At 69.6% G+C, this 23,292-nt stretch carries 19 protein-coding genes; 14 read left to right on the forward strand and 5 right to left on the reverse strand.

Annotated features, from left to right (window positions below):
* Positions 1 to 18: 18 nt before the first annotated feature.
* Complete coding sequence (locus EHO50_RS41120; RefSeq protein ID WP_128436976.1) at positions 19 to 846, reverse strand: AfsR/SARP family transcriptional regulator; 828 nt, start codon at positions 844 to 846, stop codon at positions 19 to 21.
* A 307-nt stretch (positions 847 to 1,153) separates the two neighbouring features.
* Here EHO50_RS41120 and EHO50_RS41125 point away from each other — a divergent pair, with 307 nt between their 5' ends.
* The 9 genes from EHO50_RS41125 (at position 1,154) to asnB (ending at position 8,945) form a co-directional block, all read left to right on the forward strand.
* Positions 1,154 to 1,393 (forward strand): hypothetical protein, encoded by a 240-nt coding sequence (locus EHO50_RS41125; protein ID WP_128436977.1) that lies wholly within the window; start codon positions 1,154 to 1,156, stop codon positions 1,391 to 1,393.
* A 102-nt stretch (positions 1,394 to 1,495) separates the two neighbouring features.
* The gene (locus EHO50_RS41130) at positions 1,496 to 1,903 is read left to right on the forward strand and encodes a VOC family protein (RefSeq protein WP_220096498.1); all 408 of its coding nucleotides are present in this window, start codon (positions 1,496 to 1,498) and stop codon (positions 1,901 to 1,903) included.
* A gap of 17 nt (positions 1,904 to 1,920) precedes the next feature.
* Positions 1,921 to 2,250 (forward strand): SCP2 sterol-binding domain-containing protein, encoded by a 330-nt coding sequence (locus EHO50_RS44745; protein WP_128436979.1) that lies wholly within the window; start codon positions 1,921 to 1,923, stop codon positions 2,248 to 2,250.
* A 23-nt stretch (positions 2,251 to 2,273) separates the two neighbouring features.
* Positions 2,274 to 3,056, forward strand: a complete 783-nt coding sequence (locus EHO50_RS41140) for a class I SAM-dependent methyltransferase (RefSeq protein ID WP_220096499.1) — start codon at positions 2,274 to 2,276, stop codon at positions 3,054 to 3,056.
* 37 nt (positions 3,057 to 3,093) lie between these two features.
* Positions 3,094 to 3,426, forward strand: coding sequence for a YciI family protein (locus EHO50_RS41145; protein WP_164905095.1), 333 nt, complete (start codon positions 3,094 to 3,096; stop codon positions 3,424 to 3,426).
* Positions 3,427 to 3,464: 38 nt separating this feature from the next.
* Positions 3,465 to 5,957: a DHA2 family efflux MFS transporter permease subunit gene (locus tag EHO50_RS41150; protein WP_164905096.1), complete on the forward strand. Its 2,493-nt coding sequence runs from the start codon at positions 3,465 to 3,467 to the stop codon at positions 5,955 to 5,957.
* A gap of 14 nt (positions 5,958 to 5,971) precedes the next feature.
* Positions 5,972 to 6,313 carry a TfoX/Sxy family protein gene (locus EHO50_RS41155; protein WP_128436983.1) on the forward strand — a complete coding sequence of 114 codons (342 nt, stop codon included), beginning with the start codon at positions 5,972 to 5,974 and terminating at the stop codon, positions 6,311 to 6,313.
* Positions 6,303 to 7,001 (forward strand): DUF2461 domain-containing protein, encoded by a 699-nt coding sequence (locus EHO50_RS41160; protein ID WP_128436984.1) that lies wholly within the window; start codon positions 6,303 to 6,305, stop codon positions 6,999 to 7,001. Before EHO50_RS41155 ends, EHO50_RS41160 begins: the two co-directional genes overlap by 11 nt.
* A gap of 90 nt (positions 7,002 to 7,091) precedes the next feature.
* Entirely contained in the window at positions 7,092 to 8,945 is a 1,854-nt protein-coding gene (asnB, locus tag EHO50_RS41165; protein WP_128436985.1) for an asparagine synthase (glutamine-hydrolyzing), read from the forward strand.
* Between the two features lie 33 nt (positions 8,946 to 8,978).
* Here the strand turns inward: asnB and EHO50_RS41170 are convergent, their stop codons facing one another.
* Together EHO50_RS41170 and EHO50_RS41175 are read right to left on the reverse strand one after the other, a co-directional pair.
* Entirely contained in the window at positions 8,979 to 12,908 is a 3,930-nt protein-coding gene (locus EHO50_RS41170) for a glycoside hydrolase family 2 TIM barrel-domain containing protein (RefSeq protein ID WP_128436986.1), read from the reverse strand.
* A 173-nt stretch (positions 12,909 to 13,081) separates the two neighbouring features.
* Complete coding sequence (locus EHO50_RS41175) at positions 13,082 to 14,971, reverse strand: ABC transporter ATP-binding protein (RefSeq protein ID WP_128437049.1); 1,890 nt, start codon at positions 14,969 to 14,971, stop codon at positions 13,082 to 13,084.
* 180 nt (positions 14,972 to 15,151) lie between these two features.
* Here EHO50_RS41175 and EHO50_RS41180 point away from each other — a divergent pair, with 180 nt between their 5' ends.
* The 4 genes from EHO50_RS41180 to EHO50_RS41190 all read left to right on the forward strand — a co-directional run bounded on the left by EHO50_RS41180 (position 15,152) and on the right by EHO50_RS41190 (position 18,661).
* Positions 15,152 to 16,117, forward strand: a complete 966-nt coding sequence (locus EHO50_RS41180; RefSeq protein ID WP_181449793.1) for a lysylphosphatidylglycerol synthase transmembrane domain-containing protein — start codon at positions 15,152 to 15,154, stop codon at positions 16,115 to 16,117.
* Positions 16,118 to 16,163: 46 nt separating this feature from the next.
* On the forward strand, positions 16,164 to 16,928 hold the full coding sequence (locus EHO50_RS41185) for a crotonase/enoyl-CoA hydratase family protein (protein ID WP_128436987.1): 765 nt from the start codon (positions 16,164 to 16,166) through the stop codon (positions 16,926 to 16,928).
* Positions 16,929 to 17,085: 157 nt separating this feature from the next.
* Complete coding sequence (locus EHO50_RS46215; RefSeq protein ID WP_425472365.1) at positions 17,086 to 17,214, forward strand: hypothetical protein; 129 nt, start codon at positions 17,086 to 17,088, stop codon at positions 17,212 to 17,214.
* Positions 17,215 to 17,566: 352 nt separating this feature from the next.
* Positions 17,567 to 18,661 (forward strand): mechanosensitive ion channel family protein, encoded by a 1,095-nt coding sequence (locus tag EHO50_RS41190; protein WP_128436988.1) that lies wholly within the window; start codon positions 17,567 to 17,569, stop codon positions 18,659 to 18,661.
* Positions 18,662 to 18,676: 15 nt separating this feature from the next.
* Here EHO50_RS41190 and EHO50_RS41195 read toward each other — a convergent pair whose 3' ends face one another.
* Positions 18,677 to 20,245 carry a M1 family metallopeptidase gene (locus tag EHO50_RS41195; RefSeq protein WP_128436989.1) on the reverse strand — a complete coding sequence of 523 codons (1,569 nt, stop codon included), beginning with the start codon at positions 20,243 to 20,245 and terminating at the stop codon, positions 18,677 to 18,679.
* Positions 20,246 to 20,478: 233 nt separating this feature from the next.
* Here EHO50_RS41195 and EHO50_RS41200 point away from each other — a divergent pair, with 233 nt between their 5' ends.
* Complete coding sequence (locus tag EHO50_RS41200; protein ID WP_128436990.1) at positions 20,479 to 22,698, forward strand: NADP-dependent isocitrate dehydrogenase; 2,220 nt, start codon at positions 20,479 to 20,481, stop codon at positions 22,696 to 22,698.
* A 338-nt stretch (positions 22,699 to 23,036) separates the two neighbouring features.
* Here EHO50_RS41200 and EHO50_RS45745 read toward each other — a convergent pair whose 3' ends face one another.
* The gene (locus EHO50_RS45745) at positions 23,037 to 23,267 is read right to left on the reverse strand and encodes an IclR family transcriptional regulator domain-containing protein (RefSeq protein ID WP_128436991.1); all 231 of its coding nucleotides are present in this window, start codon (positions 23,265 to 23,267) and stop codon (positions 23,037 to 23,039) included.
* Between the last annotated feature and the right edge of the window lie 25 nt (positions 23,268 to 23,292).

Consider the following 23,292-nt stretch of genomic DNA (forward strand, 5'->3'; position numbering starts at 1 on the left):
GATGCCCCGGCCTCGGCGTCATCGCGCCCGCCTCACCCGCTCCCACAATGCCCGCAGTTCAGGGCTGGGCGGCACCCCGAGATCCTCCTGCAGGAGGCCGACGAACTGCTCGAGCTGCGCAACGGCCCCCGTCAGACTGCCTTGCTGGAGATGGATCTCCACGACGGCTGTGGCCGCCTCCTCCGCGTAGGGGTCACGGTCCAGAATCCTCATCGCGCAGGTCAGCGCCTCATAGAGATGACCGGCCCGGCGGTGCAGACGTAACAGCTGAAGCAGGGCTTCCTCGTGGCCGCGCTCATGGGCCGCCCGGAAGGGGGCGAAGGCGTCGTGGTACACCTCCTCCGGCAGGAAGCCCTGGTCGTAGTAGGCCAGTAAGCGTTCGTACGACGCTATCGCCGCAGGTGTGTTGCCCGCCCTTCGTGCGGCACACGCGGACTTCGACAGCAGCACGACGTCCTCGGCATCCGTCCACCAGCAGCCGGACGGGTCGAACCAGTAGTGCCCGTTCGGGTCCGAGCGGATGAATCTCGACGGCTGCCTGGTGGCGAGCTCGGGCTCCAGGATCCGACGCAGGGAGTGCTGTGTCACATGGAGCCGGTTCGCCCGGTTCCCCGGACTGCCGGGCCAGAGCACGTCCGAGAGCTCACTGTCGCGGAACTCCTGTCCGGGGTTGAGCAGAAACCACTTGAGCAGCGTGCGCGCGCTCGCCCGCCCTCTGCGCGGGTCCCCCAACGGGGCGCCCGCACGATGCACCCGGAACGGGCCGAAGAGCCACGCCTCATACTCCCCGCGCGCACCGGCCGACCGGCCGGCTTCGTCCGGCGATCCCCCTGGTGATCCGTCCATTCCGCCCCCCGTACTCCCTGAACAGCACCACGGTCGACCCGTCGTTCCCCGGGCGGAACCATCCGAAACACCCGGTATGCAAGTGTTGGTCACCTAAGTACCCACATCCCGGCGGATCCCGGCCTGCCGCGCGGACCGCCCTCCGGCTTGACCAGGCATGCTGCCAGCAGCAAGCGAAAGCTATAGGGCCTCGATTCAGCCACCTTGCTCCCGGTGTAAGTCGTCTGTAACCGCGCCGCCGGAAAGTCCCCTTCTGCTGGATCGAGGGGGACTCATGACCCGACCACCAGGGCAACGGACGTCCAGCATGTCCACCGCGACGCGGGAGTTGCTCGTGCTGGGGCTGCGCAGGCGGCTCGGCCTCAGCCGGGTCGCGCCCGATCACGAAGACGTTCCGAACCCCGGCGCCGGTTCAGGGGCGTCGACGGTGGACATCGCCGCCCGCTATCTGTACGGCATCCTCCGGCTCGATGACCTGACCCCGCCTCACGAGGGCGGCGGCACCACTTTCCCGACCCGTAAGCGGTCGGTAAGTCGCCGGGACTAGCTTCACCGAGCAGCCGCAGAGGCTGCCTCCCGCACATCCCCTGTCCGACGCACATCCCCTGCCCGAGAAAGGGACCGCACAGTGCTCTCGCACCTGGACGCGGTGACCATCATCGCAAACGACGTGGAACGGACCAAGGCCTTCTACACCGACCTGCTCGGCTTCCGCGTCGTCCCGCAATTCACCGCCCCCGAGGGCGACTTCGTATGGCTGCGCTCGGAGAAGCGCTCCACCAGCATCATCATCCAGGACGTGGCGACCAGGGCCGGCAAGCCCACCCAGGCGGACATCCCGGAGGCCAGCGGAGGACTCATGCTCGGCTTCGCCGTGGACGACGCCGAGGTGGCCCACAAGACGGCAGCGGAGGGTGGCTACGAGATCCGGACCCCGGTCGTCGACATGGTGTCGGGCCGCACGTTCGGTGTGAAGGACCCGGAGGGCAACTACCTCCAGCTGTTCGATGTGTATCCGCAGGTCAAAGAGATCCAGAGCCAACTCGGCCTGGACTGACCACAAGGAGCCGACCGATGTCCATGACCGTCGGAGAGCTGTTCGAACACCTGTCGACACGCTTCAACACGGAGGCCGCCGCAGGCCTGAACCGGACCCTGCAATGGAAGATCACCGATGTGGACCCGGGCATCTGGGCCTTCGAGATCAAGGACGGGCAGGGCCGTCTCATCCCGGGTGGGGTCGACGAGCCCGACACGACCTTCGTGACCAGCAGCGAGACATGGGTCGCGATCGCCGAGGGCCGCCAGGACGCGATGCGTGCCTTCATGACCGGAAAGCTCAAGGTCAAGGGCGACATGATGCTCGCGATGAAGGTCCCCAAGCTCTTCGAAACCGGCGTCTGACACCTGACCGAGGAGTTGACGACGTGCACAAACCGGCCGAGCACGAAAGCGATCCCGAGAAGGTCCGCCTGGAGCAGGTCGCGGCCCTCACCGACCCCGCCACCATCCGCTACCTCGAACAGATCGGGGTCCGCGAGGGGTGGACCTGTGCCGAAGTCGGGGCGGGCGCGGGATCGATCGCACGATGGCTGTCCAACCGGGTCGGCCACTTCGGCAAGGTCCATGCCATCGACATCGAGACCGCGTACATGGAAGGGCTGTCCGCGCCCAACCTCGAGATCCGGCAGCAGGACATCACGACGACACCGCTGGACGAAGGCGCCTACGACCTCGTCCACTCCAAGATCCTCCTGATGCATCTGCCGGACCGGGAGCGCGTACTCGGTGAGTTCGCCAAAGCACTCAAGCCCGGTGGGCACCTTCTGGTCGAAGAGGCCGACATCCGCAGCATTCAGCGGGTCGATCCGCCCTCTCCGCTGCTCACCCGGGCCGCCACCGCCCTGGAGACCTTCTTCTATTTCGGTGGCGCCGACCCCGGATACGGAATGAAGCTCCTGCCGGCATTCCGCCGCACGGGACTCAAGTTCATGGGCACCGACTGCCAGCTCACCGCGGTGCAGGCGGGCACTCCCGAGATGCAGACCATCGTGCTGAGTCTGGCCAAGCTCGCCCCCATGATCACCAAGGTCGGCCTCATGGGACAGAAGGAGATCGAGGCTGCCTTCGACGAGCTCCAGCAGCCCTCGGACACGGTCCTGTACACCCCGATCACCGTTTCGGTCTGGGGCCGGCGGGACGAGGACTGACCGCCCGCCTCGGCGGCGCACGGAAAGGACAGCCGCATTGCTGTACGCAGTCATCGCCTACGACAGCACCGCCCCCGGGACCTTCGAGCGGCGGATGCTCGTCCGTCCGGCCCATATGGCCAACGGCGAGAAGATGATGGCCGACGGAAGCTTCCTGTTCGGCGGGGGAATTCTCGACGGCGCCGGAAAGATGGCCGGCGGAGTTCTGATCGTCGACTTCGAGACCCGCGACGAGATCGACGAATGGCTCAAGAACGAGCCCTACATCGTCAACAAGGTGTGGGACCGCGTGGAGGTGCACCCCTTCCTCGTGCCTCCCCAGTTCCTCAGCCTCTTCCCGAAGTACCAGGAGCAGCCGACCGCCGGCTGAGCCCCTCACCACGCACATTCTCAGGGAGCTCACGCACCATGGAGACAACATCACGCAGCAGCAGGGCCCTGACGCTCCTGGTCACCAGCCTGGGGTCGTTCATGGTCCTGCTCGACGGGTCCATCATCTTCGTCGCCCTCGGCGAGATCCAGAAGGATCTCGGCGCGGAGATCTCGCAACTCCAGTGGACCGTCGACGCCTACACGCTGCCATTCGCCGCGCTGATGCTGACGACCGGCACCTTAGGAGACCGGCTCGGCCGCAAACGGGTGTTCCTCACGGGGCTGGTCGTCTTCGTCATCGGCTCCGCCCTGTGCGGTTTCACGGACAGCTTCAGTGTGCTCGTCCTCGGCCGGGTGCTGCAGGGGATCGGCGCCGCCGCCATCGAAACCGGAAGCCTTTCCCTGTTGGTGTCGACCTTCAGTGACCCGCCGGGCCGGGCGAAGGCGATCGGTATCTGGACGGCCGTCTCCGGTGTGGCGCTGGCCCTGGGCCCGCTGTTCGGCGGCGTGCTGATCGAGTCGTTCAGCTGGCACGCGATCTTCCTGATCAACCTGCCGGTCGGCGTGCTGGCCCTGGTCCTCGGCGTCCGTTGGCTGATCGAGTCGCGGAACCCAGGCGCCGGCCATCTCGACGTCCCTGGCCAGATCCTCGTGACCGCTGGTCTGTTCTGCCTGATCATGGGGCTGATCCAGGGCGAGCGTGAGGGATGGGGATCCCCGCTGATCGTCGGCCTTCTGGTCGGATCCGTGCTGCTGCTCGGCGCGTTCCTGGCCGTGGAGATGCGCAGCCGGGAGCCGATGCTGCCGCTCGATCTGTTCCGCAACCGCACCTTCGCGGTGTCCAGTGTCATCGCGTCGCTGCTCGGATTCATCATCGTCGGTGCGATGTTCTTCATGGCCCAGTACTTCCAGACCGTGCAGGCGCATTCGGCGCTGGAGACGGGTCTGCGTCTGCTCCCGCTGACGCTGGGCATCTTCTTCTTCTCGCCGCCGGCGAGCACCATCGCCGGCAAGCTCGGGCCGCGCATTCCGATCATCGTGGGCGGGGTGCTGGTGAGTGCCGGCTTCCTGCTGTTGATGACGGTGGAGGCGGACTCCGGATTCGGCTCGGTGTGGTGGAAGCTCGGGCTCGTCGGTGGCGGCATCGGCTGCATGTTCGCCCCGCTGACGCTGGCCGTGATGGCGTCCACGCCTCCGGAACGGGCGGGTCTGGGTTCCTCGATGATCAACACCACGAGGATCGCGGGATTCACCGCCGGTGCGGCGGTTCTGGGCACGGTCGTCGTGACGGTTTTCAAGGACAAGGTCGTCGCGGCTCTCACCGATCTGGGCGTGGCCACAGGCGCGGGCCACCAGATCGCGGAACGCATCGGCGGATCGGGCGCGAGTGCCGGTCAGGGTGCGGGGGCGATCCCCGATCTGCCCGTCGACCGGGGCGAGTTCACCTCGGCGGTGCATCAGTCCTTCGTCGATGCCATCCATGTCGCGTTCCTGATCTGCGCCGGCTGCACGCTCCTCATCGCCGTGCTCGCCGCGGCGCTGATGACCCGCGGGCCGGTGTCCGACCCCGTCACCCTTGCCGGGACCGTGGGCGGTACGGACGGGCCGGACGTGAGGTCGGCCGGCGTTCGGGACGGCAAGGGCGTTGCCCGCCCCGACACCGCACGGCTGCCCTCGGCGCTCGTCGGGACCGAGTGGCTCGCCGAGCAGCTGGGACGGCCGGGGATCGTCGTCGTCGACTGCACGGTGAACCTGTCGCTGCTCCCCGAGGGCGGCGTCGATCTCGGCCCCGGTCACGAGGGCTACCTCGAGGGGCATGTCCCGGGCGCCGTCTTCGCCGATCTCCTCGTGGAACTGGCCGACCCCACCGCGCCCAAGCCGTTCGCCATTCCGTCGGCCGACGTCCTGGCCGCCGCCATCGAGCGGCTCGGTATCAGCAACGACGACACCGTGATCCTCTACGACCGCGCCCACACGGCGTTCGCGACCCGGCTCTGGTGGATGCTGCGATGGCTCGGCCACGACAACGCCGCCGTGCTCAACGGGGGCTGGAGGAAGTGGACCGCCGAGGGCCGCCCGGTGAGCAAGGACGTTCCCCAGGTGAGCCGCGGCAGCTTCACACCCCGGCCCCGTCCCGAGCTGTTCGTCACCCGTGACCAGGTGCAGGCCGCCATCGACGTCCCCGGCGTCCGCCTCGTCAACGCGTTGTCACCCGAACAGCACGCCGGCCACATCCCGGTCGCGCACGGCCGCATCGGCCACATCCCCTCCAGCGTCAACGTTCCGGCGGCGGCGCTCCTCGACCCGGACACCGGCTGCTTCCTCCCTGCCCGGCAACTCACCGCCAGGTTCGAGGCAGTCGGTGCCACGCAGGCCCAACAGGTCGTCGCGTACTGCGCCGCTGGGGTGGACGCCACCATTGACGCGTTCGCGCTGCAGATGCTGGGCGTGCGTGACGTCGCTCTCTACGATGACGGCCTCGTGGAATGGAGCGGCGATCCGGCGCTGCCCCTGGCCACCACGATCTAGGAGGGCAGTCGACGATGGCGTACGACCAGGAACTCGCAGACCGGATCAGAGAAGCCCTCTCCACCCAGCGGCAGGTGCGCGAGGTGAGGATGTTCGGTGCTCTCGCCTTCATGGTCAACGGAAGCATGGCGGTCACGGCCAACACGGACGGCCGCCTCATGGTCCGCTGCGACCCCGACCGGGCCGAGAAGCTGTTGGAGCGGGAGGGCGCCGACTGGGCGGAGATGCGCGGGAAGCCCATGGGCAAGGGCTGGATCGTCGTCGCCGACCACGGCATCGAATCGGACGAGGCCTTCGACGGCTGGATGACGGAGGCCCTGGACTACAACAGGAAGGTGAGCGGTAGTGACGACTGAGAAGGGTGCCCGGACCACCCCGCCCTTCGAGGGGTTCCCGCCCGAACTGTTCACCTTCCTGGAGGGCTTGGAGAAGGACAACTCCAAGACGTACTGGGAGGCTCACCGGGCCGTCTGGGAGGCGTCCGTGAAGGAGCCGGTGAACCGTCTCATGGCGGACCTGGAGGACGAGTTCGGGCCGCTGCGCACCTTCCGGCCCAACCGTGACGTCAGGTTCTCCCAGGACAAGTCCCCGTACAAGACCTGGGTCGGTGTCACCACCAGCGACCGGGCGGTCGGCGGCATCGGCGCCTTCCTCCGGCTGGACGCCGACGGCATGCGGCTGGCGGGTGGGGCCATGGCCCTGGCGCCGGACCAGATCAAGCGGTTCCGCACCGCCATCGACGGCGGCGAGTCCGCGGCGGAGTTCGACAGCATCCAGCGGCAGTTGGCCGATCAGGGACTGCCGGTGGAGCCGGGCATGCAGCCCGTGCTCAAGCGGGTCCCCACCGGCTTCTCTCCGGATCACCCCCGCGGCGAACTCCTGCGCTGGAAGGGCGCGGTGGTCATCAAGAAGCACCAACTGGCCGACTGGATGCATCAGCCGCGGGCCATCGAGGCCGTGCGCGAACTCTGGACGGCCACGCGGCCGCTGAAGGAGTGGATCGAGACGCACGTCGGGGAGAGCGAGACGCCGCGCCGCCGCTGATCCGGCGCGACGGCGGTACCGAGGGACTCGTGCGAGCGGGTGAGCGAGCGGACTTGCGGGATCTTTCTGCAGACCACAGGAGGACGGCAGATGTGTGGCATAACCGGCTGGATTTCGTTCGACCGTGACCTCACCCGCGAGCGGGAGACCCTGGACGCCATGACGCAGACCATGGCGTGCCGGGGCCCCGATGCCTCCGGCACATGGGTCGATCGGCACGCCGCCCTCGGTCACCGAAGGCTGGCCGTGATCGACCTGCCCGGCGGGAAGCAGCCGATGACGGTGCGGACCCCGACCGGCGAGGTGACCCTCGTCTACAGCGGCGAGACCTACAACTTCACCGAGCTGCGGCATGAGTTGGTCCGGCGAGGAGAGCGCTTCGAGACCGCCAGTGACACGGAGGTCGTCCTGCGCGGATACCTGTGCTGGGGCGAGGCCGTGGCCGAGCGGCTCAACGGCATGTACGCGTTCGCGATCTGGGATGCACGGGTCCAGAAACTGGTGATGATCCGCGACCGGCTCGGGATCAAGCCGTTCTACTACTACCGCACCTCCGACGGCCTGCTGTTCGGCTCGGAGCCGAAGGCGATTTTGGCCAACCCGCTCGCCGAGCGCGTGGTCGACGCGGACGGACTGCGTGAGACGTTCTCGTACTGCTTCACCCCCGGGCACGCGATCTGGTCGGGCATGCGGCAGGTCGAGCCCGGCACCGTGGTCACGATCGACGCCGGCGGACTTCGGGAGCGCACCTACTGGCGGCTGGAGACCCGTCCGCACACGGACGACGTGACCACCACGGTCGGACGTGTCCGCGAGCTGCTCGAGGACACGGTGCGCCGACAGCTCGTCGCGGACGTGCCGCGCTGCGTGCTGCTGTCCGGTGGCCTGGATTCCGGCACGCTCACCGCGCTGTCCGCGGCCCATCTGGGCGACGAGCGGGTGCGGACGTTCGCTGTCGACTTCATGGACCACGCGGCGAACTTCAAGTCGGACGACCTGCGGGACACTCCCGACGCGCCCTATGTGAAGGACGTCGCGGAGCATGTCGGTTCGGAGCACGCCGACATCGTGATCGGCCCGAAGACACTGGCCGACCCGGAGATCCGACAGGCCGTGATCGGCGCGCGCGACCTGCCGATGACGATGGGCGACATCGACTTCTCCCTGTATCTGCTCTTCAAGGAGATCCGGCAGAGGTCGACGGTGGCCCTGTCGGGCGAGGCGGCCGACGAGATATTCGGCGGCTACAAGCACATGCACGTCCCCCAGATCCAGCAGGCCCAGGCGTTTCCCTGGATCGCGCTCAACATCGGCGCGTTCGACAAGGACGGCACGGGCCTCAACCCGCAGCTGTGGTCCGGCCTCGGGCTGGAGGAGTACCGGAAGGACTCGTACGCGAGTGCTCTGGGAGAGGTCGAGCGGCTCGACTCCGGCGACGTCTACGCCTCCGAGGACGACTTCGAGCACCGCATGCGGATCATGATCCATCTGCACCTGACCCGGTTCATGCGCTACCTCCTCGACCGGAAGGACCGGCTGAGCATGGCGCTCGGGCTGGAGGTCCGGGTGCCGTTCTGCGATCACCGGATCGTCGAGTACGTCTACAACACGCCCTGGTCGTTGAAGACCTACGACGGTCGGGAGAAGAGCCTGCTTAGGGGTGCCGTCAAGGACATGCTGCCGGAGTCGGTCGTCTGGCGCCCGAAGAGCGCCTATCCCTCCACGCAGGACCCCTATTACGCCCAGGAGCTCCAACGGCAGGCCAAGGAGCTGCTGAGCGATCGCGGCCACGGAGTCTTCGAGTTGGTGAACCGGCAGTGGCTGCAGAGCGCGACCGGGAAGGACACAGCCGGGATGGACAGGCTGACCCGGCTGGGTCTCGAGCGAACGTTGGATCTCGCCACCTGGCTCGACGCCTACCGCCCCACGCTCAGGCTCCCCTGACAGAACCGCCGGGATCGGCCGGCGCCTCCCGGTCTACTCCACCGCCGTGGGCCTGCGCGAAGCCGCCATCGCCTCGGTGACGTCGGTCAGCGGGCGCAGTCGGTAGGTGTAGGAGTAGTCGCGGTTCGCGAACAGCTTGTACTCGTCGTGGGTGTGGGCGCCCCAGCTGTTGTCGCCGCCCAGGCCCATCTGCCGGTGGTTCACGCGGAGGACGACCTCGTCGCGCGGGGTGAGCTGGTAGTCGTGGCGCACCCCGGACGACAGGTCCTCGGGGGTGAAGTGCGAGGCGTTGACCTCCAGCAGGGGCTCGCCGGAGACGAGCAGGCCGGTGCCGGTGCCGTCGGTGAGCGCGATCCAGCGGACGTCGGTCTTGTTGCCGTTCTCCTGGGGGCGGATGTAGGGGGTCCACTGGCCGGAGACGGTTGAGGAGTACACGCCGACGTCGGTGCCGTCGTTGCGGTCGCAGTAGTTCTCCTCGGGCCCGCGGCCGTAGTAGCGCAGACGCTCGAAACGCCCGGGCAGGAGCAGCAGCGTGCCGACCTCCGGGATGTACGGCAGGGACGCCGCGCCCGGGCGCAGGGTGTTGTCGACCTTGATCTCGCCGTTGCCGAACACCGTGTAGGTGGTGGTGTACGTCGACTCGACCGTCGTGGGCAGTGTGCCGCTGACCTTGATCTCGACGGCCTTGTCGCCCAGGGTGCGCACGCTCACGTCCGTCACCTTGCGCCGCGCGCCCGCGTCGCGCCAGGTCTGATTGCGGGTGTGCTGGCCGTTGCCGCGGTCGTTCTCGGTGGGCGCCCGCCAGAAGTTCGGCACGGGCCCGGAGGTGATGAGCCGGGTACCCCGGGCCTCGTACGACGTGATGACGCCGCTGCTCTTGTCGAGGGTCACGGAGAAGCCCTGGCCCTTCACCGTGACGCCCTTGTCCGCGTCCTCGTACCGCAGTGCCGGCACGCTCGCCAGCGGTACGGGGGTCACGGCCGGGCTGTCGGCGGCGACGGGGAGTTGCTGCTTGGCCACCTCGAATCCGGCCTTCGCCCACGGGGTGGGCTCCTTGGTGGTGAAGGAGAGCTGGAGGAAGTACTCGGTGCCCGGCGCCGGGTCGTCCGGCAGCCGCACCGGCAGCGTGATGTCCTTGCTGCTGAGCGGAGGGACGTCCAGCTGGCTGCGGCTCAGCCTGCCGTGCCGTACGACATCGCCGTCGGCGACCAGGGCCCAACGGCCGTCGAACTCACGGAGGTTGGTGAACAGGTACTCGTTGGTGAGGGTGATCGCCGCCCCGGGAGCCAGTGAATCGCCGGCGGCCGGTGCCGCGCGCACGGCCTGGTAGACCTGCTTGACCTCGGCCGCCTTGCCGGTGAGCCGGCGGTCGGCGGTGACGATGCCGTCCGCGTTGGAGGTCCCGTCGTTGGGGTTGTCGCCCCAGTCACCGCCGTACGGGAAGAAGGTCTTCTCGCGCGGCCGCTTCTCGGCGAGTTCGACGGTGGCCGCGTCGAACCAGAACCGTACGCCCTCGTCACCGGGGCCACGGCTGTCGGAGCCGAGCTCGGCCGCGCTCAGCGCACGGGCGTACACGCGTGCCCGGCGGATCGTGCCGCTGAACTCCCGCGTGGGGTTGTCGACGTCGGTGGCGAGCGCGAGGGGCGCGGTGTTGCTGCTGGGCTTGCGCGTGGTGGTCCGGGTCGCCTTGACCGCGCCGTCGACGTAGAGGGTCAGCGTGCCCGCGTCCGCGTCGAAGACACCGGCGATGTGGTGCTCGCTGCCGGTCCAGTCGTCCGGGAGGGCCCAGTTCGCGGTGATCCACTGGCCGCCGCCGTAGATGAAGAACTCCAGGGTCCGGTCCGACTGCTTGAGGGCGTACTGGGTGTCGCCCTTGGCGAGGATCGGCTGGTGGTAGCCGGTGTAGTGGGGGGTGACCCAGGCCTCCAGGGTGAGCGAGCCCGTGAGGTCGAGCCGCTCGTCGCGGGCGAAGACGGTGGCGCCGGAGACACCTTTGGCACGATCGAAGGTGCCGCTCGCGGTGAGGACCTCACCGCGCACCCCGCCGGGCCCGGACTCGGTGAGGATCTTGCGCGCGGGCACGGGCCAGCTCAGGGACTGGTCGACGAAGTCCCAGATCCAGCCGCCCTGGAGGACGTCGTAGCGGCGGACGAGGTCCCAGTACTTGGTGAGGTTGCCGTTCGAGTTCCCCATCGCGTGGGCGTACTCGATCATGACGTACGGCCGGGTGTCGGCCGTGTCCTTCGCGCGCTGCTCGACGCGGGAGGGACTGTCGTACATCTCCGAGCGGATGTCGCTGATCGTCGGCCGGTCGTCGCCCTCGTACTGGATGACGCGCGTGCGGTCGTACGACTTGATCCAGTCGTGCATGGCGACGAAGGTGCTGCCGCCGCCGGCTTCGTTGCCGAGCGACCAGATGACCACCGAGGCGTGGTTCTTGTCGCGGTGGACCATGCTCTGGGCCCGGGCCACGCACGCCTTGGTCCAGTCCGCGTGGTTGCCCGGGTACTCGCCGCGGATGCCGTGGGTCTCGAGGTTGGTCTCGTCCACGAGGTACAGGCCGTACTCGTCGGCGAGTTCGTACCACAGCGGGTTGTTGGGGTAGTGCGAGGTGCGGACGCTGTTCATGTTCATCCGCTTGATGATCTCGATGTCCTTGACCATGTGCGCTCGGGTGAGCGCCATGCCGCTGTCGGGGTGCATCTCGTGCCGGTTCGTGCCCCGGAAGGAGACGGGCCGGCCATTGATCCGCATCAGGCCGTCCTTGAGCGCGAACTCGCGCAGGCCGACGCGGTGCGAGAGCGTCTCGATCACCTTGCCGGCCGGGTCACGGAGGCGGAGGACGGCGGTGTAGAGGTTCGGGTGCTCGGCGGACCACAGCTCGGGCGCGGGCACGGCTCTGCTCGCCCGGACGGTCACGTCCTCACCGATGGCGGCGGACGCGAGGTCCACGGCCTGCTGGAGCGGGCGGGACCAGACGGCGTGGCCGCGGGCGTCGTACAGCTGGGTCTCGACGGAGTAGCCGCCCTCGCCCCGATCCCCGTACGAGCGCACGCTCGCGGTGACGGACAGCTCGGCGGCCGTGTAGTCGTCGCTCAGCGGGGTGTCCAGCTTGAAGTCGCGCAGGTGGACTTCGGGCGTGGAGTAGAGGTAGACCGAGCGGAAGATCCCGCTCAGCCGGATCATGTCCTGGTCTTCGAGCCAGTCCCCGTCGGAGAAGCGGTACACCTCCACGGCGATCTGGTTGGTGCCCGGCTTGAGGTGCTCGGTGATGTCGTACTCGGCGGGCGTGAAGGAGTCCTCGGCGTACCCCACCAACTCCCCGTTGATCCACACGTAGTGCGCGGACTTGACCCCTTCGAAGTGCAGGAAGGTACGCCGTCCTGCCCAGCCGCGCGGCACGGTGAAGGTCCGCCGGTACTGCCCCACCGGGTTGAACCTGGTGGGCGCCGCCGGGGGCTGCGCCTCCTCGCCGAGCCCGTTGGGACCCCACCAGGGGTAGGTGATGTTGACGAAGATCGGGCGGTCGTAGCCGTGCATCTGCCAGACGGAGGGGACGGGGATGCTGTCCCAGTCGCTGTCGTCGACGTCGGTGCGGTAGAAGTCGGTGTCCCGGTCGTCGGGCCGGTCCGCGTAGGCGAACTTCCACTTCCCGTCGAGGCCGAGTCTGTACGGCGAGCGCGTCCGGTCCGCGTCCAGCGCCTGCCTGACGTCCGCGTACGGCATGAGGGTGGTGTGCGGCGGCTGGGTCCCGATCCGGAAGATGTCGATGTGCCCGTTCCACTCCGGGGTGCCGGCCGCCGCCCCGCCCCCGTCGGCCGCGTGCACCGTGGCGGCGGACGATCCGGGCAGGGCGAGCGCGCCGAGGACGGCGGCTCCGCCCTCCAGGAGGCGGCGCCGGCTGACGGGCACACCCTCGGGGTGGCTCCGGTGACCGGCGGGAGACTCGGGAGCGTGCGGCATGACCGTGGCCTTCCTCGGGACGACAGTGCGCTGCGCGGGGCTTGAGGGAGCGTCAGATCGTGTGCGGTGCTGTTGGTAAACCGAACGAACCCTAGGATGCGAACAGAACCGAATCAATGATCCTGTCGGACTTTGTGTGATCCTGCGGGGTTGACGCGCCCCTGTAGATCCGCTTACGCCGCCGTCTCGACCTCCGTGACGTCGCGCTGCCCCTGTGCGAACTGCGTCCGGTACAGCTCGGCGTACCGCCCGCCGGCCATGAGCAGTTCCTCGTGGGTGCCGCGTTCGACGATCCGGCCGGCCTCGACCACCAGGATCTGGTCCGCCGCCCGCACGGTGGACAGCCGGTGGGCGATCACGACCGCGGTCCTGCCCTGCAGCGCCTCGGTGAGCGCCTCCTGGACGGCGGCCTCGGAGGTGTTGTCCAGATGGGCGGTGGCCTCGTCGAGGATGACGACGCGCTGGCGGGCCAGCAGCAACCGGGCGATGGTCATCCGCTGGCGTTCGCCGCCGGAGAGCCGGTAGCCGCGCTCGCCGACCACGGTGTCGAGGCCGTCGGGCAGGGACCGTACGAGATCGTCGAGGCGGGAGCGGCGCAGGGCGTCCCAGAGTTCGTCGTCGGTGGCGGCGGGGCGGGCCAGCAGCAGGTTGGCGCGGACACTGTCGTGGAAGAGGTGACCGTCCTGGGTGACCATGCCGAGGGTGGCCCGCAGGGACTCGGCGCTCACGTCTCGGACGTCGACGCCACCCACGCGTACGGCGCCCTCGTCGACGTCGTACAGCCGCGGCAGCAGCTGGGCGACGGTCGACTTGCCCGCGCCGGACGAGCCGACCAGGGCGACCGTCTGCCCGGGTTCGGCGCGGAAGGAGATGCCGTGCAGCACCTCGGCGCCGCCGCGGGTGTCGAGGGTCGCCACCTCCTCCAGGGAGGCCAGGGAGACCTTGTCGGCGGAGGGGTAGCCGAAGCGGACGTTGTCGAACTCCACCGACACGGGGCCGTCGGGGACCTTCTGCGCGTCCGGCTTCTCTTCGATCAGCGGCTTGAGGTCGAGCACCTCGAAGACGCGCTCGAAGCTGACGAGGGCGCTCATGACCTCGACGCGGGCGCCCGCGAGCGCGGTGAGCGGGGCGTACATACGGGTCAGGAGCAGGGCCAGCGAGACGACGGCGCCCGGCTCCAGCGTGCCGCGCAGGGCGAACCAGCCGCCGAGGCCGTAGACGAGGGCGAGGGCCAGGGCGGACACCAGGGTGAGCGCGGTGATGAACATCGACTGGGCGGTGGCCGTCCGTACGCCGATGTCGGCCACCCGCCTGGCCCGGCTCGCGAACTCCTGCGACTCCTCCTCCGGGCGCCCGAACAGCTTGACCAGCGTGGCGCCGGGCGCCGAGAAGCGCTCGGTCATGCGGGTGCCCATCGCCGCGTTGAGCGCGGCCGCCTCCCGCTGCATGCCGGCCATGCGGTGGCCCATGCGCCGGGCCGGGATCACGAACACCGGGAGCAGGGCCAGGGCGAGCAGGGTGATCTGCCAGGACAGGGTGAGCATGACGGCGAGGGTGAGCAGCAGCGTGACGAGGTTGCTGACCACTCCGGACAGCGTGTTGCTGAAGGCGCGCTGGGCGCCGATCACGTCGTTGTTGAGACGGGAGACGAGCGCTCCCGTACGAGTACGTGTGAAGAACGCGACCGGCATGCGCTGCACATGATCGAACACAGCCGCCCGCAGATCGAGGATGAGACCCTCGCCGAGCCTCGCCGACAGGCGCCGCCCGAGGATCCCGAGCGCCGCCTCCGCCACCGCGATCAGGGCGATCAGCAGGGCCAGACGGACGACCCTGCCCTCGTCGCCACCCGTCACGATCGCGTCGACGACGCGGCCGGCCAGTACGGGGGTCGCGACGGCGAGCAGCGCGGTCGCCACCCCGAGCACGACGAAGAGCGCGATCCTGCGGCGGTGCGGGCGGGCGAAGGCGACGATGCGGCGCAGCGTGGCGCGGGCGAACGGCCGGCGCTCCTGCTGGGCGTTCATGACGCCGTACAGCTGTGTCCAGGCTGTGGTCTCCATACTCATGAGCAGGAACTTAGAACCTCAAGCGGTGTTGAGGTCAATATCGCCGACTCGTCGAAGATCGACAGCCACCCGCAGCCGGTCCGTGAGGCGCAGGTCCGCAAGACGCCGGTCTGTAAGGCGCCGTCTCCGCTGCCGCAACCCGGCGTTGTCGCAGCGCGGAGACCCTCTGCGAGTGTGACAGCCGTACGACTCCCCGCGGGACGCCTGCTCGGGCGTCTCCCGCTCCGCCAGATACTGTGCCTGCTCCCACTCGTCCTCGTCGTCGTGGTCGCGGTGCAGCACCGTTCCGTGCTCGCCGAGGGCATCGGCCAGCTGGCGACGGCCAAGTGGCCGTGGCTGCTCGCCGCGGCCTGCGCCACCTGCCTGACCTGGGTCGCGGCGGCGGTGACCCGGCAGGGCGCCGTGATCGACCGGCTGCCCAAGCTACGGCTGCTCGTCACGCAGTTCGCGGCCGGCTCGGCCAACCACCTGCTGCCCACCGGCCTTGGCGCGAGCGCGGTCAACCTGCGCTTCATGACGGTGTGCGGGCTGCCGCTGGCCCGCTCCTCGGCCGCGCTGGCGCTGTATCTGCTCGCGGAGAGTGTGGCCCGCGTCGGCCTGCTGGCCGCGCTGTTGATCGCCTTCCCCGACGCGCTGCGGCTCGGGCCGCTTCTGCCGGAGGGGGCGTGGGGCCCGCTGTTGCTCGTCGTCGGCGCGGCGGCTGTCGTGGTCGTGGCCGTCTTCGCACTCGTACGCCGACTGCGCACCGCCGTGCTGACGTTCCTGCGCAGCGCGCTCGGCGAAGCGCGCTCGGTGCACACCCGCCCGTCCCGGGCGCTGGCGCTGTGGGGCGGTTCGCTGGCCTTCCCCATCCTCCAGGCGGCCGGCCTGGTCCTGGTGGGCCTCGCCCTGGGGCTGGACGTGCCGCCCGCGCACATGGCGCTCGCGTATCTGGCGGCGACCGTCGCCGTCGCCCTGGTGCCCACGCCGGGTGGGCTCGGCTCGGTCGAGGCGGCGCTGGTCGTGGCGCTGGTGGCGGCGGGCGGCCCGGTGGCGGTGGCGACGGCGGTGGTGCTGGCGTACCGGATCATCACGGTGTGGCTGCCGCTGCTGCCGGGGGCGTTGACGCTGGGGGCGCTGGTGCGGTGGAAGGTCATCTGACAGCTCAGTAACGTGCGGGGTCCGACCCACGGAAAGGGGCCCCGCCATGCCGGTCCGCGTCGAGCGCGACGGACACGTCACCACCGTCGTCCTCTCCCGCCCCGAGGTCCGTAACGCCGTCGACGGCCCGACCGCCGCCGAACTCGCCGCTGCCTTCCGGGAGTTCGAGGCCGACGACGAAGCACGGGTGGCGGTGCTGTGGGGCGAGGGCGGCACGTTCTGCGCGGGCGCCGACCTCAAGGCGCTGGGCGGCGACCGGAGCAACCAGGTCACCGAGGAGGGGGACGGTCCGATGGGGCCGACCCGGCTGCGACTGTCCAAGCCGGTGATCGCCGCGGTCGCCGGGCACGCCGTGGCCGGGGGCCTCGAACTGGCGCTCTGGTGCGATCTGCGGGTCGCCGAGGAGGACGCCGTCTTCGGTGTGTTCTGCCGTCGCTGGGGCGTGCCCCTCATCGACGGCGGCACGGTACGGCTGCCCCGGCTGATCGGCACGAGCCGCGCGCTGGACATGATCCTGACGGGACGGCCGGTGCCGGCGAGCGAGGCCCACGAGATGGGGCTCGCCAACCGTGTCGTACCGACCGGACACGCCCGCGCCGAGGCGGAGGCGCTGGCCGCCGCGATCGCAGGGTTCCCGCAGGCGTGTCTGCGCGCCGACCGGGCGTCCGTCCTCGACCAGGAAGGGCTGGACGAGACGGCCGCACTGCAAAGTGAACTCCGGCACGGCATGGGCGTGTTGGCGCAGAGCCTTCAGGGTGCGGCACGCTTCGCCTCCGGCGCCGGAAGGCACGGCTCGTTCACGGACGTGTGAGGCTCACCCGGGTCCGCGTGACGAGGGCCGCGCGGGTCCGACCGACGGGGTGGCAGCGTCGACGACCTCCGGGAGCCGTTCGTCCGACAATACGTGGAGGTCGAGCGCGCGTTCCGGCCAGTTCGCCCGGTCGAGGTCGAGGAGCCGGGCACGACCTGTGGTGGCGGGCGTCCGCGACATACGCGCCGGTGAGCCGGTGGACGAGCCGGGCGTCGCCGGCGGTGGCGACTGCGTCGCGGGTCTGATGGCGTCGTATCCAGGCCATCTGTCCGGCGCCCGCCGATGACGTCGCGTTCGGGGCGGACGACGAGGGCCTTGGTGCCGGAGGGCCTGCCGCCGGGGGTGCGCGGGCGTCGAGCGGCGCTCTGCGTACCCAGGTCGGGGGCGGCGAGTGCCCCTCTGGCACCGGCCGTTCGGCGGAGAATGCCCGAAACCGGCCCAAGACGCCGTCCGGCCGCCGATCCTGGTACGAACGCGTGTGCCCGATACGGCAGGATGAGCCCTCGTGCCGGCCTCGGGGGACGGGTGGCCGACACGATGGCACATCGCGGAAATCGAGCAGGTGACAACGTGACGAGACTTCACATCCGGCCGTCGGCGAAGGGGTTCGCCGCAGCTCTTCACCACGGAGGTGACCGGTGAAGCGAGCGCTCACTGTGGACGACCTGGTCATCGCCGGGATCGCGCTGGCGGCGGGGCTGTTGGCGGCCTTCCTGCTGCGGATGCTGCTGCGCTGGCTGGGCAAGCACGCCGACCGGACCCGCTGGAGCGGCGACGACCTCATCGTCGACACACTGCGGACCGTGGTGCCGTGGGCGGCCTTCCTCGGCGGCGCGGCCTCCGCGGGCGCGGCGCTGCCGCTGACCCGGACGGTCCAGCACAACGTCAATCAGATCCTGACCGTGCTGCTCATCTTCGTGGTGACGCTGGCCACGGCTCGCGGGGTCGCCGGCCTGATGCGGACGGTCACCCAGTCCCGCCCCGGCGTCGCCGGCTCGGCCACGATCTTCGTCAACATCACCCGGATCCTGGTCCTGGCCATCGGCTTCCTGGTGGTGCTCCAGACCCTGGGCATCTCCATAGCGCCCCTGCTCACCGCCCTGGGCGTCGGCGGTCTGGCCGTCGCGCTCGCCCTGCAGGACACGCTCGCCAATCTCTTCGCGGGCATCCACATCCTCGCCTCCAAGACCGTCCAGCCCGGCGACTACATCAGGCTGGCAAGCGGTGAGGAGGGCTACGTCGAGGACATCAACTGGCGCCAGACGACCGTGCGCGCGCTCTCCAACAACCTGATCGTCATCCCCAACGGGGAACTCGCGAAGACGAACATGACCAACTTCATGCGTCCCGAGCAGGAGTTGACGATCCTCGTCCAGGTCGGTGTCGCCTACGACAGCGACCTGGACCACGTCGAGCGCGTCACCAACGAGGTCATCGGCGAGGTGATGACCGAGGTCGAGGGCGCCCTCCCCGACCATGAGCCGATCATCCGCTTCCACACCTTCGGCGACTCCCGGATCGGCTTCACGGTCATCCTGGGTGTCGGTGAGTTCAGTGACCAGTACCGGATCAAGCACGAGTTCATCAAGCGCCTGCACAAGCGCTACCGCCTGGAGGGCATCCGCATCCCGGCGCCCACGCGGACGGTGGCGATCCAGCAGGGGACGGTGGCCATACCGCAGCAGCGCATCCCCGGAGAGGCGGACGAGGTGACCCCCGTCCGCCTCGACTGACCTGCCCGGACGTCCCTACAGGGTGGCCGAGTTGTCGTGAGAGCGGCTGCGCTTACGGCTGTGCGGCGCGGCGAGCGCCGGGTTCACCGGCGTGACCGTCCAGTCCGGGTGCCCCGGCATCCGCGGCGTCTTCGTGCCGTACAGCCAGTCCCGAAGGAATCCGGACAGATCCTGACCGGAGACCTCCGAGGCGACGGCGATGTAGTCGGCCGTCGACGCCGAGGAGTTGCGGTACCGGTCGAGGAAGGCGCGCTCCAGCGCGTTGAAGGCGCTCTCGCCGACGAGGTTGCGCAGCGCGTACAGGACCAGCACGCCGCCCAGGTAGCGCTGGCCGTCGAACAGGTTGGCCTCGTTGGGCGCGGCGACCGGCCCGGAGTCGCGCCGCCACTGGTCGCCCTGCGCGTAGGTGTGCTTCATCCGGGCTTCCAGGGTGGTCATGCCCAGGGAGTCCGGCCAGCCGCGCTCGTAGCGGTAGAGCAGCCCGTAGAAGTCGGCGTGGCCCTCGTTGATCCACAGGTCGGCCCAGGAGGCGGGGCTGACGCTGTTGCCGAAGTAGGAGTGGACCAGCTCGTGCATCATGTGCGAGCCGATCTTCGGCTCCGCCTGGAGCAGATAGTTCGGCTTGTAGATGGTCAGGGTCTGGGTCTCCAGGCCGGTGAAGTCGAAGGCGTTCGGGGCGTCGGAGTTGCAGGGCAGTAGGCCGTACGTCTCGAAGGGGTAGGCCCCGAGCCGCGCCTCCAGCCACTGGACCAGGTTCGGCGTCAGCGCGAGCGCCGGTTCCAGTGCCTCGGCGCGCGCGACCGGGACGACGTCGCGCAGCGGGAGGCCGTGCGGGCCCTGCCGGTCCTTGATCACGTAGTCGCCGACCGTGATCTGCACCAGTTCGGTGGCCATGGGCTCGCGGGAGCGGTACGTGTAGGCGGTACGGCCGCCGGAGAGGCTCTCGGTGCGTTCGAGCAGGCCGGTGGCCACGCCGCGCAGGCCGCCGGGGACGGTTATGCGGAACGTGAAGTCGGCCTTGTCGGAGGGGTGGTCGTTGCACGGGAAGACGGTGTGGGCCAAGTTCGGCTGGCAGCAGACTGCGAACCCGTCCAGCGTGTCGACCCAGCCGGTGTGCGGCGGCGGGATACGGCGCGGGTCCGCCGAGTACTCGACGCAGACGGTGACCCCGGACTTGGCGGGCAGGGTCCGGGCCGGCGTGATGCGCAGCTTCTCGCCGACCTGCTCGAACGTCGCCGTGCGGCCGCCGACGCGGACGGCGCGTATGTCGAGGCCGAGGGCGTCGAGGGAGAAGCGGGTCAGGGCCTGGGTGGTGCGGATCCGCAGGGTCGCGGTGGCATCGACCAGGCGGGTCGTGGCGTCGTAGGCGAAGTCGAGGTGGTAGGCCGCGACGCGGTAGCCGTCATTGCCGAGGGCCGGGTAGACGGGGTCGCCGAGGGTCTCGGGGCCCGGGGTTCCGGAGGTCCTGGCGGCCGACGTCCCCGTGCGCGTCGGTGCCGCGTGGGCGGAGGGGGCGGCGGTCAGGGCCGCTGCCGTGCCGATCAGGGCGGCCGCTGGGGCCGTCACTCTGCTGCGATATCTCATGGTCCGCTTTCGCTCGGGCGGCCGGGTGGTCAGGACCGGCCGCCGGATCGGTGATCTCCCTACATGACTGTGGGATCAGGTGATCCGGTTGCACGGAGGCGGTGCATCCGTTTGCGCGGATCCGAGATCTCGGCAGACATCCCCGCACCGCTGTGCGGACCCCTGTCGAGCCGAGGTCGATCACGAGATATCTTGATGTCGAGCAATGTTGCAGACGTGGAGCGGAGCACCCGGTGACTGACTCGACCATCATCTATACGCACACTGACGAGGCCCCGGCCCTGGCGACGTATTCCTTCCTGCCGGTGGTCCAGGCGTACGCCTCGCAGGCGGGTGTCGCCGTGGAGACGCGTGACATCTCGCTGGCCGGCCGCATCATCGCGGTGTTCCCGGAGTACCTGACCGAGGACCAGCGCATCCCGGACGCCCTCGCCGAGCTCGGTGAGCTCGCGAAGACGCCCGAGGCCAACATCATCAAGCTGCCGAACATCTCGGCGTCGATCCCGCAGCTCAAGGCCGCCATCGCCGAGCTGCAGGGCCAGGGCTACGCGCTGCCGAACTACCCGGACGACCCGAAGACCGACGAGGAGCGGGAGATCCAGGCCCGCTACGACAAGATCAAGGGTTCCGCGGTGAACCCGGTCCTGCGTGAGGGCAACTCCGACCGCCGCGCCCCCGCGTCGGTCAAGAACTACGCCAAGACCCACCCGCACCGCATGGGCGCCTGGACCCCCGAGTCCAAGACCAACGTGGCGACCATGGGCCATAACGACTTCCGCTCCACCGAGAAGTCCGTCGTGATCTCCGAGGCCGGCGCGCTGAAGATCGAGCTCGTCGCCGAGGACGGCTCCACCACCGTCCTGCGCGAGTCCGTACCGGTCCTCGCCGGTGAGGTCGTCGACGCCTCCGTGATGCGCGTCGCCGCGCTGCGCGAGTTCCTGACCGCGCAGGTCGCCAAGGCCAAGGCCGAGGGCGTGCTGTTCTCCGTGCACCTCAAGGCGACGATGATGAAGGTCTCCGACCCGATCGTCTTCGGCCACGTCGTGCGCGCCTTCTTCCCGAAGACCTTCGAGAAGTACGGCCAGGCGCTCGCCGCCGCCGGTCTGTCCCCGAACGACGGTCTGGGCGGCATCCTCAAGGGCCTGGACGCGCTGCCGAACGGCGCCGAGATCAAGGCGTCCTTCGACGCGGAGATCGCCGAGGGCCCGGAGCTGGCCATGGTCGACTCCGACAAGGGCATCACCAACCTGCACGTGCCGTCCGATGTGATCGTCGACGCCTCGATGCCGGCCATGATCCGCACCTCCGGCCACATGTGGGGCCCGGACGGCCAGGAGGCCGACACCCTGGCCGTCCTGCCGGACTCCTCCTACGCCGGCGTCTACCAGGCCGTGCTCGACGACTGCCGTGCCAACGGCGCCTACGACCCGTCGACCATGGGCTCGGTCCCGAACGTCGGCCTCATGGCGCAGAAGGCCGAGGAGTACGGCTCGCACGACAAGACCTTCGAGATCAAGGCCGCCGGTACGGTCCGCCTGGTCGACCAGGCCGGCAACGTGCTCATCGAGCAGCCGGTCGCCGAGGGCGACATCTTCCGTGCCTGCCAGACCAAGGACGCGCCGATCAAGGACTGGGTGAAGCTGGCCGTCACCCGCGCCCGCGCCACCGGCGACCCGGCCGTGTTCTGGCTGGACGAGACCCGTGCGCACGACGCCAACCTGATCGCCAAGGTCAACGCGTACCTGCCGGAGCACGACACCGAGGGCCTGGACATCCGCATCCTCGCCCCGGTCGACGCCACCAAGCTGTCGGTGGAGCGCATCCGCCGCGGCGAGAACACGATCTCGGTCACCGGTAACGTCCTGCGCGACTACCTGACCGACCTCTTCCCCATCCTGGAGCTGGGCACCAGCGCCAAGATGCTGTCGGTCGTCCCGCTGATGGCGGGCGGCGGCCTGTTCGAGACGGGCGCCGGCGGCTCGGCGCCGAAGCACGTCCAGCAGCTGGTCAAGGAGGACTACCTGCGCTGGGACTCCCTCGGTGAGTTCTTCGCGCTGGTGCCGTCCCTGGAGCAGTACGCGACGGCCACCGGCAACACCCGCGCGAAGGTCCTCGCCGACACCCTCGACCGCGCCACGGCGACCTTCCTCAACGAGGACAAGTCCCCGACCCGTCGCGTCGGCGGCATCGACAACCGCGGCAGCCACTTCTACCTGTCCCTGTACTGGGCGCAGGAGCTGGCCAAGCAGACCGACGACGCGGACCTGGCCAAGGCCTTCGCCCCGCACGCCGAGACGCTCACCGCCAACGAGCAGAAGATCGTCGACGAGCTGAACGCCGTCCAGGGCAAGCCGGCCGAGATCGGCGGCTACTACCAGCCCGACCCGGCCAAGGCCGCCGCGGTCATGCGCCCGTCGGCCACCTGGAACGAGGCGCTGGCGTCCCTGAGCTGACGTGACCTGTTCCTGACTGCGCCCCGGCAGGCAGCCCGCCTGCCGGGGCGCAGTCGTATCTCAGCCCGCCGGGGCCTCGGTCGGACGGAGGCCGACGGACCGCGGCCGGACACGACCGGTCGCCCTCATGCCCCGACCTCCTGCGCCCCTGTCCGCGCCGCCCGCAGACCCCGCGAGACAGCACAGGCCGCGGCGCGGACCTGGTGGGCGACCCGTGTCGGCCGGACCAGCTCGGGGGAGCCCACGACAGCGACGGCCGCGATCACGAGGCCGCGCTCGTCGCGCACGGGAAAGGCCAGCCCGGAGCGCCCTTCGATCAGGGTGCCGTGGACGACGGCCTACCCGTCGCACCTGACCTTCGACAGGTAACGCCTCGGTGCGGTGCCGTCCACCATGGTGTGTCGGGTGTAGGCGTGCAGCGGGGCGGCGCAGACCTCGCTCTGCAGCAGCTCGCCCGCGTGGGCCAGCAGCACCAACCCCACGGAGGTGGCGTGCAGCGGGACGCGGCGGCCCTGATCGCCGTAGAAGGGGACGACTTCGTCACCCTGGACCCGCCCGGCCCGGTGGATGCCGCTTCGGCCATCGCGGAGTTCC

The organism is Streptomyces cyaneus (assembly GCF_004028635.1).
In the GTDB taxonomy this organism is placed as follows: Bacteria; Actinomycetota; Actinomycetes; order Streptomycetales; family Streptomycetaceae; genus Streptomyces; species Streptomyces cyaneus.

Bases quoted from the DNA above. Each gene is read 5' to 3' on its own strand.
- EHO50_RS41125 (WP_128436977.1), top strand. From the start codon at position 1,154: ATGTCCACCGCGACGCGGGAGTTGCTCGTGCTGGGGCTGCGCAGGCGG.
- EHO50_RS41155 (WP_128436983.1), top strand. From the start codon at position 5,972: ATGGCGTACGACCAGGAACTCGCAGACCGGATCAGAGAAGCCCTCTCC.
- EHO50_RS41185 (WP_128436987.1), top strand. From the start codon at position 16,164: ATGCCGGTCCGCGTCGAGCGCGACGGACACGTCACCACCGTCGTCCTC.
- EHO50_RS41150 (WP_164905096.1), top strand. From the start codon at position 3,465: ATGGAGACAACATCACGCAGCAGCAGGGCCCTGACGCTCCTGGTCACC.
- EHO50_RS44745 (WP_128436979.1), top strand. From the start codon at position 1,921: ATGTCCATGACCGTCGGAGAGCTGTTCGAACACCTGTCGACACGCTTC.
- EHO50_RS41195 (WP_128436989.1), bottom strand. From the start codon at position 20,245: ATGAGATATCGCAGCAGAGTGACGGCCCCAGCGGCCGCCCTGATCGGC.
- EHO50_RS41175 (WP_128437049.1), bottom strand. From the start codon at position 14,971: ATGGAGACCACAGCCTGGACACAGCTGTACGGCGTCATGAACGCCCAG.
- asnB (WP_128436985.1), top strand. From the start codon at position 7,092: ATGTGTGGCATAACCGGCTGGATTTCGTTCGACCGTGACCTCACCCGC.
- EHO50_RS41170 (WP_128436986.1), bottom strand. From the start codon at position 12,908: ATGCCGCACGCTCCCGAGTCTCCCGCCGGTCACCGGAGCCACCCCGAG.
- EHO50_RS41120 (WP_128436976.1), bottom strand. From the start codon at position 846: ATGGACGGATCACCAGGGGGATCGCCGGACGAAGCCGGCCGGTCGGCC.